Here is a 12154-nt window from a genome sequence, read left to right as displayed (position 1 = left end):
GAGCCCTTTCTGCGAAAGGGATCCGACCCCCCGCGCGATTCAATCGCCGAGCAGGGCGGTATTGCGCACGGCGCCCTTGTCGGCGCTGGTCGCCAGCAGTGCGTAGGCCTTCAGTGCGCTGGTGACCTTGCGCGGGCGTGCTTCGCGCGGCTTCCAACCGCGCGCATCGGCGTCGGCGCGGCGCTGGGCCAGGGTGGCCTCGTCCAGCAGCAGGTCGATGCGGCGGGCCGGGATGTCGATGCGGATGCGGTCGCCGTCTTCCACCAGGCCTATGGCGCCGCCGCTGGCCGCTTCAGGCGAAACGTGGCCGATCGACAGGCCCGAGGTGCCGCCGGAGAAACGGCCATCGGTCAGCAGCGCACACTGCTTGCCCAGCCCCTTCGATTTCAGGTAGCTGGTCGGGTACAGCATTTCCTGCATGCCGGGGCCGCCCTTCGGGCCTTCGTAGCGGATCACCACCACGTCGCCCGGCTTCACTTCATCGGCCAGGATGCCGGCCACGGCCGCGTCCTGGCTCTCGAACACGCGCGCCGTACCTTCGAACACGTGGATCGACTCATCCACGCCGGCGGTCTTCACCACGCAGCCATCCACGGCCAAGTTGCCGCGCAGCACGGCCAGGCCGCCTTCGGCCGAGTAGGCGTGCTCCACGCTGCGGATGCAGCCTTCGGCGCGGTCCACATCCAGTGTGGGCCAGCGCGTGGCCTGGCTGAAAGCCACCTGGGTGGGAATGCCGGCCGGGCCGGCGCGGAAGAAGTCGTGCACGCTCGATTCGCCGCTGACCGCCACGTCCCAGCGCTCGATGGCATCGGCCAGGGTGCGGCTGTGCACGGTCGGTACCGTGGTATCCAGCAGGCCACCGCGCGCCAGTTCGCCCAGGATGCCGTACACGCCGCCGGCGCGGTGTACGTCTTCCATGTGGTACCTGGGCGTGTTCGGCGCCACCTTGCACAGCTGCGGCACGCGCCGCGACAGCGCATCGATGTGGCTCAGGTCGAAGTCCACTTCGGCTTCCTGCGCGGCGGCCAGCAGGTGCAGGATGGTGTTGGTGGAACCGCCCATGGCGATGTCCAGGGTCATCGCGTTGGCGAACGCGGCCTGGGTGGCGATGCCACGCGGCAGCGCGCTCTCTTCTTCGCCGCCGTACCAGCGGTGGCACAGTTCAACGATCAGGCGGCCGGCGCGCAGGAACAGCTGCTCGCGGTCGGCGTGGGTGGCCAGGGTTGAGCCATTGCCGGGCAGCGACAGGCCCAGCGCTTCGGTCAGGCAGTTCATCGAGTTGGCGGTGAACATGCCCGAACAGGAACCGCAGGTGGGGCAGGCGCTGCGCTCGAACTCGGCGACCTTTTCGTCGCTGGCGCTTTCGTCGGCGGCGATGACCATTGCATCGACCAGGTCCAGCTTGTGCTCGGACAGCTTGGTCTTGCCGGCTTCCATCGGGCCGCCGGAGACGAACACCACCGGGATGTTGAGGCGCAGGGCGGCCATCAGCATGCCGGGGGTGATCTTGTCGCAGTTGGAAATGCACACCAGCGCATCGGCGCAGTGCGCGTTGACCATGTATTCGACCGAGTCGGCGATGATCTCGCGGCTGGGCAGCGAGTACAGCATGCCGTCGTGGCCCATGGCGATGCCGTCGTCGACGGCGATCGTATTGAATTCCTTGGCGACGCCGCCGACCTTCTCGATCTCGCGCGCGACAAGCTGGCCGAGATCCTTCAGGTGCACGTGGCCGGGCACGAACTGGGTGAAGGAGTTGGCGATGGCGATGATCGGCTTGTGGAAGTCGCCGTCCTTCATGCCGGTGGCGCGCCACAGGGCGCGGGCGCCGGCCATGTTGCGGCCGGCGGTGGAGGTGCGGGAGCGGTATTCAGGCATGGCTGGCGGAACGGGCGGGCCGTACAACGTGGGGGTTGCCCGATCATGGCGGAGTTTTTCGGTTGCTGCTGCAACCACCTTCGCCGCTTGCAGCGGCTTGGTGGTTCGCGCATTTCTCCTTATCCCCGCGCCTTCGGCGCGCCCCCTTGAACAACAAGGGGGCTCCTCGCCTGAGACGCACGGGACGGGGTCGGATCCCATCGCGGCGCGATGGGCTCTGACCCCGGTGCCCAACGAAAATGAAAACCCGTTCATCTTTCGCACTTTGCCGATTCCGGTTGATGGCGCGGATTTGGCATCATTGGGGCATTGATCCGAATCCGAGGCATGAGGCCATGAAGCGTTCCCGCACCACCGCGCTGCTGTTGATGAGCGCTGCCCCCCTGCTGTTCACCGCCTGCCAGAAGGATGAACAGGTGCAGGTGCAGGAAGGCCTGTACACCTCGGTGGAGGCCTGCACCGAGGCCACCGGCGACCCGTCGTCGTGCCGCAATGCCTTCGCCGAAGCGCAGCAGAAGGCGGCCGATGCGGCGCCCAAGTACGCCAGCAAGGAAGCCTGCGAGCAGGATTACAAGCCTGAGCAGTGCGTGCAGCAGCACACCTCGGCCGGTACCTCGTTCATCGGCCCGATGATGATGGGCTTCTTCATGTCGCAGATGCTGAGCAACCGCGGCGGCCTGGCCCCGCAGGCGCCGGCGTCGGCACCGGCCTACCAGGACAAGAACGCCGGCTGGGCGCGCCCGGCACCGGGCGGCACCGGTGGCATGAACACCGCCAGCGGCATCGGCGCCGGCAAGGCTGGCCTGGCGCCTGTCACCAGTGAACCGAACCGCGCCGTGACCGCCAGCCGCAGTGGCTTTGGCAGCACCAGCGCGCGCCGCAGCGGCAGCAGCTTCGGCGGCTGATCGATCCATGCAGCGTATCCAGATTGCCGAGCGCGCCCATTGGCGGGCGCGCGCGGAGGAAGCCGGTTTCCGCTTCCACACCATCGACGGCCAGCCGTACTGGGACGAGCGCGCGTACTACGCCTTCACCCTGCGCCAGATCGAACAGGACATCGAAGATCCCAGCGCCGAACTGCACCAGATGGCGCTGGACCTGGTGGGCGATGTGATTGCCAGCGAACGCCTGATGGACCAGTTGGCCATTCCGGCGCATTACCGCGACTGGATCGCCGAGAGCTGGCGCCAGCGCCAGCCGCACCTGTACGGGCGCCTGGACCTGGCGTATGACGGCACCGGCCCGGCCAAGCTGTACGAACTGAACTACGACACGCCCACTTCGCTGTTCGAGGCCAGTTTCTTCCAGTGGCAGTGGCTGGAGGACCAGCGCAACGCGGGCCGCCTGCCGCAGCACGCTGACCAGTTCAACGGCATGCACGAGGCACTGGTCGAGCGCTTCGGCGCGCTGGCCGGGCAGCTGCCGCCGCCGTTGTACTTCAGCGCGGTGGGCAGTTCCGAAGAAGACCGCGGCACGGTGGACTACCTGCGCGATTGCGCGTCGCAGGCCGGCCTGCACGGCCAGGCCATTGCCATTGAAGATATCGGCCTGTCCGAGGACGGCCGTTTCACCGCGCTGGACGATTCGGTGATCGGCACGCTGTTCAAGCTGTACCCGCTGGAAGACCTGATAGCCGAGGAATTCGGCCGCGCGCTGCCCGGGTCGGGTATCCAGCTGCTGGAACCGGCGTGGAAGGCGGTGCTGAGCAACAAGGGCATCCTGCCGCTGCTGTGGCAGCGCAACGTGGGCCACCCGAACCTGTTGGAAGCGCATTTCGACGATGGCAGCACGCTGGCCTCGGGCTGGGTGCGCAAGCCGTTGTTCTCGCGCGAAGGCGCCAACATCGAAATGCACCTGGCCGATGGCAGCACCCAGCGCAGCGACGGCCCGTACGAAGGGCCGGCGATCATCCAGCGCGCGCACCCGCTCACCCGGTTCGACGGCGGTTACCCGCTGATCGGCAGCTGGGTGATCGGCGACCACGCCTGCGGCATCGGCATCCGCGAGGATGACAGCGCGATCACCCGCGACAGTGCGCGCTTCGTGCCGCATGCGATCGTGGACGAGGCGCCGACGCGGATCTACGTCTGATGGCGGTGCGGCGGCCCTTGGGCCGGCGCGGGCGAACAACGCCGGTGCCGGGGCGGCACTTCGATGATGGCCGCACGCTGCACGCCTTCGCCGGACGCGTGGCGGTGCGCTGCCATCGCTGTGACACGCCGGGCTGGGTGGTTGCCAGCTGGCAGCCTCACCGCTGGACGGCGCGCTTCCGTTGCACCGGCTGCAGCGTGGCGCTGGAGAGCGGCGCCTGGGTGGGCGCGGTGCGCATCGATGGCCGCCGCCCGTGCGGTTATTGTGGTCACCAGTGGGTGTGCGTGCACCAGCATCGGCCGTCGGCCTCCACGGCCGTGCCCGAGGTGCTGCCGGCCAAGTGCGCGCAGTGCGGGCGCACCAGCGAAGTGAAAGTCAGCGTCTGCCCGCTGCGCGATGCCGAGCCGGCAGATCCGCATTTCGGCCTGCCGCTGCAGTTGGTTGAGCCCACATGCGCAGGTCTGCTGTGGGCCTACAACGCCGAGCACCTGCACGTGCTGCATGACTACGCGACGTCGGCGCTGCGCGAGCATGGCGGCGTGCACAACGCCTCGATGTTCTCGCGCCTGCCGCAGTGGATGAAGCTGGCCCGCAACCGGGTGCTGCTGCAGCGTGCGGTGGAGCGGTTGCAGCGGCGATTGCTGAAGGGGTGATGCCAAGTTTGGTGCGCGCTGTGGGTCTGTGCCAACCAAGGTTGGCACCTACCGGGGCGCTACCAAGGTTGGCACCTACCAGCGCGGTGTGGCGGTCATAGCAGGCCTTCGCGCTTCACTGCCAGATAGCGGTCGACCAGCGCGGCGGGCAGGGCATCGGCGGTGACGTCCAACACCATCACTTTTTCGGCGCGCAGCGCGTCGTGCGCCTGTGCGCGCTGCTGCAGGTACAGCGCGGTGGCGCCGGCCTGGGCGGCCTCTTCCAGCGTGTTCACTTCGCCTTCCAGAACCCCTTCCAGCTCGCTTTCGCGCAGGCTGGCCACGCACACCAGATGGCGGCGCTGCAGCAGGCGCACCGCAGCCAGCAGGTCTTCGATGTCCTCGTCACGCACGTTGCTGACCAGCATCAACAGCGCGCGCCGCTGCTGGCGCAGGGCCACTTCGGTGGCGGCGGCCAGGTAATCGGTGGCCACCGGTTGCGGTTGCAGGTCGTAGCTGGCACGCAGCAGGTGTTCCACCGTGCCCATGCCACGCCTCGGTGCCACCCAGCGGCGTTCGCCGCCAGCGGCGAACAGGCCCACCGCATCGCCCTGGCGCAGCGCCAGGTAGGCCACCACCAGCGACGCATTCAAGGCATGGTCGAAATGCGAAAGCCCGCCTTCGCTGGCCAGCATGCGCCGGCCGCTGTCGAGCATCAGCAGCAACTGCTGGTTCTTCTCGTCCTGGTACTCGCGCGAGATCAGCTTGCGCGCGCGCGCGGTGGCTTTCCAATCCAGCTGGCGCAGGCTGTCGCCGGTGCGGTATTCCCGCATCTGGTGGAAATCGGTGCCTTCGCCGCGGCGGCGCTTCACGTGTGCGCCCACCAGCCGCGATGCCTGGTCGGCACTGAACAAGGCGAAGCGGGTGAGCGGCACGAAGTTCGGGTACACCCGTACATCCAGCGCGGGCGGCAGGGTACGCTGCTGCCACCACAGGCGCCACGGCGAACGCAGGCGCAGGTGCACGCCGTCGAAACTGAAACGTCCGCGCTGCTGCGGGTGCACGTGGTAGTGCAGGGTGCTGGCATGGCCGGGGCGCAGCTGCAGCTGCTGCGGCAGATCTTCCATGGACCAGCCACCGGGCGCCAGGTCGAACACCTGCACATACTGGGCGCGCTCGGCCTGCAGGCGCAGGCCCACCTCGCGCCGCACGCCCAGCGCCAGCGCTTCGGGCAGTTGCCGCTGCACCTGCGGCGAAGACTGCCGGGCCACCCGCCAGGCATCGAGCAGTGCCAGCACCAGCACTGCCGCGCCCATTGCGGCCCAGCTCCAGCGCGGCAGCAGGCCGGCCAGCACCACGCCGCCCAGCACGGCCCAGGCCACCAGTACAGCCAGCAGCAGCGGCGCAGGCCTCATCGGCGCGGTGCTTCCACCTTGGCCAGCAGGGCGCCCAGCACGTCATCCGGGCCCTGGCCTTCAATCTGCAGTTCCGGGGCCAACGCGATGCGATGGCGCAGCGCAGGCCGGGCGATGTCGCGCACGTCGTCGGGGGTGACGAAATCGCGCCCGGCCAGCACTGCCTGCGCGCGCGCCGCCCGCACCAGGGCGATGCTGCCACGCGGGCCGGCGCCGACGGCGATGCCCGGCCAGGAACGCGTGGCGGCTACGATCCGTACCGCGTAGTCGATCACTTCGTCATCGACGGTGATGGCGGCGGTGGCCTGCTGCAGCGACAGCAGTTCGCCGGCACCGAGCACGCGCGGGACCTGGCTCAGGTCGAAGTCGCTGGCGGCGCGACCACGGGTGATGGCCGTGACCATGTGCTTCTCGTCTTCCAGCTGCGGGTAGTCGATCAGCACCTTCAGCAGGAAGCGGTCCAGCTGTGCTTCCGGCAGCGGATAGGTGCCTTCCTGTTCCAGCGGGTTCTGCGTGGCCAGGGCCATGAACGGCGGCGCCAGGGTGAACGCCTTGCCTTCGATGGTGACCTGGCCTTCCTGCATCACTTCCAGCAACGCCGACTGCGTCTTGGCCGGGGCGCGATTGATTTCATCGGCCAGCAGCAGATTGGTGAACACCGGGCCGCGGCGGATCTTGAAGCTCTCGCTCTTCGGGTCGTACACCGCGTGGCCACTTACATCGCTGGGCATCAGGTCCGGGGTGAACTGCACGCGCCCGTAGTCCAGTTCCAGCGCCTGTGCCAGCGCCCGCACCAGCAGGGTCTTGCCCAGCCCGGGCACGCCTTCGATCAGCACATGGCCGCCGGCCAGCAGCGCGACCAGAATCTGGTCCAGTACATCGGTCTGGCCGATGAAGGCACGGCCAACCGCTTCGCGGATGGCATCAACGCGCTCGATCAGGCCGGTGGCAGTGGCGGACGGAAGCTCAGGGGCATCGGTCATAGCAGGGATCTCATCTGGAGCAGCAAGCGGATGCGCTCGCGCAGGGCGGAGGAATCGTTGGCGGCGGGCACGGTAAGCGCGCTGGCGACGCGCGCTACCGGCCAGCGCAGAAGTTCGGCGATGGCCTGGTCGCGCGCGCCGCCGTCCAGCGCGGCGGCCACCGGCGCGCGCAGGCGCAGCCGGTGCAGGAACAGCGCCTGCACTGCGCGGTACAGGTGTGGCCCCTGGCCGAAGCGCAGCAGCAGTTCGCCGCTGGCACGCACGTGTTCCAGCAGGGAACGGCGTGCCACCACCGGTGACGGCTGCGCACTGCCCAGCCGCTGCGAGCGCGCCCATAGCCAGCCCAGGATCGCCATCAGCAGTGGCACCCATACCGGCCAGCCCTGCAGCACCAGGCGGGCGAACAGCGTGGGCGGCCGCGTGCCGTAGACCAGCCAGACCGTGCCACGGCCATAGTTGGGGTCCAGCAGGTAGCGGGTCAGATCGCGATGGGCGAGGTCGTTCAGGCCACCACGTGGGCGTTGCCCGGGATCCAGCACACGCCTTTCGGTGATGGCCGCGGCGCCGTTGCCGCGCATGAACTCCATATCGGCCAGCACATCGATGCGGCCCTGGCCATGGCGCAGGCGCGCGAACACCAGACCGTGCTCGCTGCCCCAGAGGCGTTCGGCATTGGCCGTAGCGCGGAAGCCGAGCGAGAAACGGCGGCCTTTGCAGAACACCCTCTGGTCGGAATCATCGGCCACAGTGAAGCGCTGGCAGCTGCTGTCGTGGAACAGGCTGTCCACGCCGATGCGATCCAGCAGCGGGCCCTGGGTGCTGCGAGGGGTGTCCTTGTGCCGGCCATTACCGGGTGGAGGCGTGCGCAGCAGCAGATGCCCGCCCTGTTCCACCCAGGCAAGCAGGGCCTGCGCGGTGTGCGGTGCCAGATCGCGGGTGTCCTGCAGCAGCACCAGGGTATCGCCCGCGGCCAGCGGCATGTCGCGCAGCTGCAGCTGCTGCCGCGTCTGTACCTGCAGACCGTCTGCGCGCAGTGCCTGGCCCAGCACGTACAGCGGATTGAAGCTGGCCTCGCCCTGCGGCGGCAGTACCAGGGTCTGGGTGACCTTTTCGTGGGTACGCAGGAACAGGATCGTCAGTGGCACCCCCAGCACGATCAACGCGCCCAACAGCAGCGACCAGAACAGGCGCGGGTTCATGCCTGCCACCGGAACTGCTGCTGCAGTGCTGTGGACAGTGCGTCGAAATCACCACGGTTCGGCAGGCGCCCGCCGTAGGCAGCGAACTGCCACATGCGCACGATGCGCGCGAACAGCTCGCGGTCGCTGGCCTCGGGCATGCGCCGCGATGCGCGCAGGCACTGCGCTTCGGTAGCGCCGGGCGGCAGGACCACGCCGCTGCGGTCCACCACCGTGCCGACGCTGGCGCGATACAGCAGGGCCAGCGCCTGGCGCGGGCAGCCCTGGTCCCACAGCCGCGCGGCCTGGGTGGCCACATCCGGCGGCAGCACGTCAGGCAGGACGATGCTGTCTTCGCGGATGGCGGGGGCCGCTGCGGCCTTGCGCCTGCCGCTGCCACGCAGCCAGGGCAGCCACAACCGGGCAGTCAACAGCAGTACCACCACCAGCAAGCCCAGGCCGCCCCACAGGGCCCACTCGGCAGCGCGCGCCATCCACAGGCGCATGTCCTGGCGAGTCTTGCGCGTGCGATGGCCGTCGGTGTCGTTCTGCAGCGCCTTTTTCTGTTTCGCTTCCTTCTCCGGCGGGTCGATCGGCTGCCATCGGGTGATCTGACGCAGCGGGCGCTGCAGCGGATCTTCGTAGGCGCGGTTCACCGCCTGGCGGAAGCCGGCAGTGTCCACCGGCGCGTCGCCGAAGATCACCGCCGGGGTGTTGACCGGGTCTTCGGCCGCCTTGTCGCGCTTGCCCATGGTCTTTTCGCTCTGCTCCGTCGCACCCGCGCGATCGTCGCTGTCCTGTGCGTGGGCCGGCGCCAGCGGCAGCAGCAGGCACAGCAGCAGCGCCAGCGAAGACGCGGCCGGCAGCAGGCGGTCACGCAGCCGGCGCAGGGCCATTTCCACGTCCCAGGCCTCCATTTCCGTGCGCCGGTTCAGATACAGCCCGAAGCCGGCACCGACGTACAGCGGGCCGACCAGCGCCGAGGCCAGCCAGCACAGCAGATTGAGCAGCAACAGGGCCCACGGCGGAGGCGCCACGCGCACCAGGTCCAGCGCCGCACGCCACGAGTCGGGCAGCAGGTCCAGCGGAATGAACAGGAAGGCCGAGGCGATCGCGCCCAGCACCAGCACCAGTTCGAAGCCCAGACACAGGCAGCACAGCATCATCGCCGAACCGCCCGCACCGGCCGCCACCGCGCGTCGGCGCGGCGCGCGCTGTTCCGGCGGGTTGCCTTCCAGCAGGTTCACCGGCAGGCACAGGCTGCGCAGCCCACTGAAGCGGCGCCAGCCGAGGTAACCCCAGAACCCGGTGTTGCCCCAGTGCCGCTGCGCACGCAGCGCCGCGCGCGGCGCCACCTGTTCGCCGAAGATGCCGCGCGACAGCGCGTACAGCGGCGCGCGTTCGAACAGGGGTTTGCACCACCACATCAACAACCAGGCCCAGCCGAACGCATCCAGCCACCAGGCCAGCGCGTTGAACACGACGAACAGGGGGGCGCTGGCCAGCAGCCAGCTGCCCCATACGCTGCGCGCGTGGCGACGTGCCAGGGCCATGCCCAGTTCCATCGCTTCCCAGCTGCTGCGTGTGCGCAGCGCCACGTTCAGATGTTCAATCCGCACGGTTGCCCCCGCGCCCACCGCGCCACAGCCACAGCAGCACACCGGCCCACAGCAGGCCGCCCACGCCGAATTTCAGCCAGGCTGGAATATCGGCAATGGAGGACCAGAACGCCTCCACGAAGGCCGCCAGCAGCAGCATGAAGGCCGCGCCCAGGCACAGGCGTGCGCCGATGCGCCCGCCCTCCACCAGCGCGTCCACGCGGCGCTGCCGGTCCGGTGCCAGCAGGCGCATGCCCAGCTGCAGGCCCGCACCGCCGGCAATCACGATGGCGGTCAGCTCGAAGGCGGCATGCCCGACCACGAAGCGCCAGAACGGATCGCCATGGCCGATCTGCTGCAGGTGGCCGGCTACCGCACCGAGGGTGACCCCGTTGAACAGCAGCACCAGCAGCGTGCCCAGCCCGGCCAGCAGGCCGCTGGCGAAGGTGCGCAGGGCAATGCCGATGTTGTTGAGGATGTAGTAGCCGAACATCATCCAGTCGGTACCGCTGTCACGCCCCAGGCGGTCGGCCGAGGGGTCGTACATGCGTTCCATGCTGGCAATCTGCGCGTTGTCCATAAGCAGGTACACGCTGTCCGGGTGCCACTGCACCAGTACGAAGCAGGCGATGGCGGGCACCGCGAACATGGCCAGCGCCGCCCACATGCTGCGTGCCTGGCTGCGCACCAGCAGCGGAAAATCAGCGACCAGGAATTCCAGTGCACGCTGCCAGCGCGTGGGCGGCGTGCGGTACAGCACGTCGTGGCCCTGCTGCATCAGCCCCTGCAGGCGCTGCACCAGCTGCGGGCTGTAGCCGCGCTCGCGGGCCAGTGCCAGCTGCTGGCACAGCCGCCGATAGCGCTGGGCGAAAGCGGTGTCACCGGGATCTTCACTGCCCACGGCAGGGCGCCGCCGCCGCAATACGGCCGCGCGCTTCTGCAGCCACTGTTCCAGCGCATGCCATTCCTGCTGATGGCGGGCGACGAACTGTTCCTGTTTCATCGCCGGCCCAACAGCCAGTTGGCCATGGCGTACAGACGCAGCACGCCCACCTGACCGTTGGCCCCGGTGAGGGGCTGGGCCAGCCCAGCCAGTTCCTGCTGGCGGGCCGGCGACAGCCGCGGCGCGCGCTCGGCGAAAGCCATTACCGCCGTCTGCTCTTCCGGCCGCAGTGGTTGTGCCGGTGCCAGCACACTGTCGATGGTGACCGGCGGCGGCAGGTAGAACGGCGGTGCATGCACCACCACGGTGCCGGCGACCAGATCGCCCAGGCGTCGCCCATGTGGATCGAACAGGCTGCTGAGCAGACCCAGGGCGTAGGCGAAGGGCAACATGTCCACGGTGCGCAACAGGTTGCGGGTAATCGCCCCGGTCCAGCCCAGCGGCGCGCCATCGCGCATCACCACGCGCAGCCCGAGCGCTCGCTTGCCGGGGGTACGGCCCCACAGCGCTTCGCAGACGATGGGGTAGGCCCACATCAACAGGAACAGGATGGCCAGATAGATGCCGCGGCCGAACTCGTCCAGCAGCGCCAGCGGAAAGGCCAGCACGAAGCCAGCGCCCACGCGGATGCCCAGGTCGATCAGCCAGGCCAGCGCACGCGGCATCGGTCCGGCAACCGGCAACTGCAGCAGCACGCCTTCGGGCGTGACCACCTCGCGGTAGGTATCGAGCATGGGCGCGACCATCAGGGTGATGTTCGCGGATGTGGGCGCTGGAGTCCTCTCCGGCGTGCGGCCACGGGCATGGGCGGGGTCTCGACGGTTCCTGGTCGGGCCCCGACTGTAGCAGAGCGTGATCGCCGCGGAGCGGCTCAGCCCAGGTATTCGTTCTTCAGACGTACGTAGTGGTCGGCCGAGTAGTGCAGCGATTCGATCTCCTTGTCGCTGAGCGTGCGCGCCGGCCGCGCCGGGTTGCCCACCCACAGCTCGCCTTCGCCCACCACCTTGCCGGGGCCGACCACCGCGCCAGCGCCGACGAAGGCATGGCGGGCGATCTGCGCGCCGTCCAGGATGCATGCGCCCATGCCGATCAGGCTGTAATCGCCAATGCTGCAGGCGTGGATGATGCAGCCGTGGCCGACGGTCACGCCCTCACCGATCAGGGTGGGGTAGCCGGCCTTGTTGTAGGGACTGTGGTGGCTGACATGGATGATGGTGCCGTCCTGCACGTTTGTGCGTGTGCCGATGCGCACATGATTCACGTCACCACGGATCACCGTTCCCGGCCAGATCGACACGTCGTCGGCCAGTTCCACATCGCCGATGAGGGTGCATGCCGGGTCGATGTACACGCGTTCGCCGAGTACGGGCATCTTGTCGCGGAAAGGGCGCAGCGGGGTCATCGGTGTCTCCAGCATTCGGGGCATTCGCGACGAT

At 68.8% G+C, this 12154-nt stretch carries 11 protein-coding genes; 3 read left to right on the top strand and 8 right to left on the bottom strand.

Annotated elements, in window-relative coordinates:
• Positions 1-39: 39 nt before the first annotated feature.
• A complete protein-coding gene (ilvD, locus tag RTY46_RS14250; protein WP_312709139.1) occupies positions 40-1878 on the bottom strand; it encodes a dihydroxy-acid dehydratase in 1839 nt (612 codons plus the stop codon).
• Positions 1879-2213: 335 nt separating this feature from the next.
• On the opposite strand from ilvD, the gene RTY46_RS14245 reads away from it, so the two are divergent.
• From RTY46_RS14245 to RTY46_RS14235, 3 genes are read left to right on the top strand one after another with little or no spacing between them, the layout of a single operon-like run.
• Positions 2214-2783, top strand: coding sequence for a DUF1190 domain-containing protein (locus tag RTY46_RS14245; protein ID WP_108751249.1), 570 nt, complete (start codon positions 2214-2216; stop codon positions 2781-2783).
• A 7-nt stretch (positions 2784-2790) separates the two neighbouring features.
• The gene (locus RTY46_RS14240; RefSeq protein ID WP_312709138.1) at positions 2791-3969 is read left to right on the top strand and encodes a glutathionylspermidine synthase family protein; all 1179 of its coding nucleotides are present in this window, start codon (positions 2791-2793) and stop codon (positions 3967-3969) included.
• The gene (locus tag RTY46_RS14235) at positions 3969-4622 is read left to right on the top strand and encodes a hypothetical protein (RefSeq protein ID WP_312709137.1); all 654 of its coding nucleotides are present in this window, start codon (positions 3969-3971) and stop codon (positions 4620-4622) included. The genes RTY46_RS14240 and RTY46_RS14235 overlap by 1 nt, the downstream gene beginning before the upstream one ends.
• Before the next feature lie 95 nt (positions 4623-4717).
• Here the strand turns inward: RTY46_RS14235 and RTY46_RS14230 are convergent, their stop codons facing one another.
• From RTY46_RS14230 to RTY46_RS14200, 7 genes are all read right to left on the bottom strand, one after another.
• Entirely contained in the window at positions 4718-6016 is a 1299-nt protein-coding gene (locus RTY46_RS14230) for a DUF58 domain-containing protein (protein WP_312709135.1), read from the bottom strand.
• Positions 6013-6999, bottom strand: coding sequence for a MoxR family ATPase (locus RTY46_RS14225; protein ID WP_312709133.1), 987 nt, complete (start codon positions 6997-6999; stop codon positions 6013-6015). The genes RTY46_RS14230 and RTY46_RS14225 overlap by 4 nt, the downstream gene beginning before the upstream one ends.
• Positions 6996-8198, bottom strand: coding sequence for a DUF4350 domain-containing protein (locus tag RTY46_RS14220; RefSeq protein WP_312709131.1), 1203 nt, complete (start codon positions 8196-8198; stop codon positions 6996-6998). Before RTY46_RS14220 ends, RTY46_RS14225 begins: the two co-directional genes overlap by 4 nt.
• Complete coding sequence (locus tag RTY46_RS14215) at positions 8195-9796, bottom strand: DUF4129 domain-containing protein (RefSeq protein WP_312709130.1); 1602 nt, start codon at positions 9794-9796, stop codon at positions 8195-8197. Before RTY46_RS14215 ends, RTY46_RS14220 begins: the two co-directional genes overlap by 4 nt.
• Positions 9786-10778 carry a stage II sporulation protein M gene (locus RTY46_RS14210; RefSeq protein ID WP_312709129.1) on the bottom strand — a complete coding sequence of 331 codons (993 nt, stop codon included), beginning with the start codon at positions 10776-10778 and terminating at the stop codon, positions 9786-9788. Before RTY46_RS14210 ends, RTY46_RS14215 begins: the two co-directional genes overlap by 11 nt.
• Positions 10775-11464 carry an RDD family protein gene (locus RTY46_RS14205; RefSeq protein WP_312709128.1) on the bottom strand — a complete coding sequence of 230 codons (690 nt, stop codon included), beginning with the start codon at positions 11462-11464 and terminating at the stop codon, positions 10775-10777. The genes RTY46_RS14210 and RTY46_RS14205 overlap by 4 nt, the downstream gene beginning before the upstream one ends.
• A gap of 125 nt (positions 11465-11589) precedes the next feature.
• Positions 11590-12120: a gamma carbonic anhydrase family protein gene (locus tag RTY46_RS14200; RefSeq protein WP_312709127.1), complete on the bottom strand. Its 531-nt coding sequence runs from the start codon at positions 12118-12120 to the stop codon at positions 11590-11592.
• Positions 12121-12154: the final 34 nt, after the last annotated feature.

It is taken from the genome of Stenotrophomonas sp., assembly GCF_032056425.1.
GTDB lineage: Bacteria > Pseudomonadota > Gammaproteobacteria > Xanthomonadales > Xanthomonadaceae > Stenotrophomonas.
The sequence above is the reverse complement of the archived record's forward strand: the minus strand, read 5'-3'. Positions and strand labels throughout refer to the sequence as shown.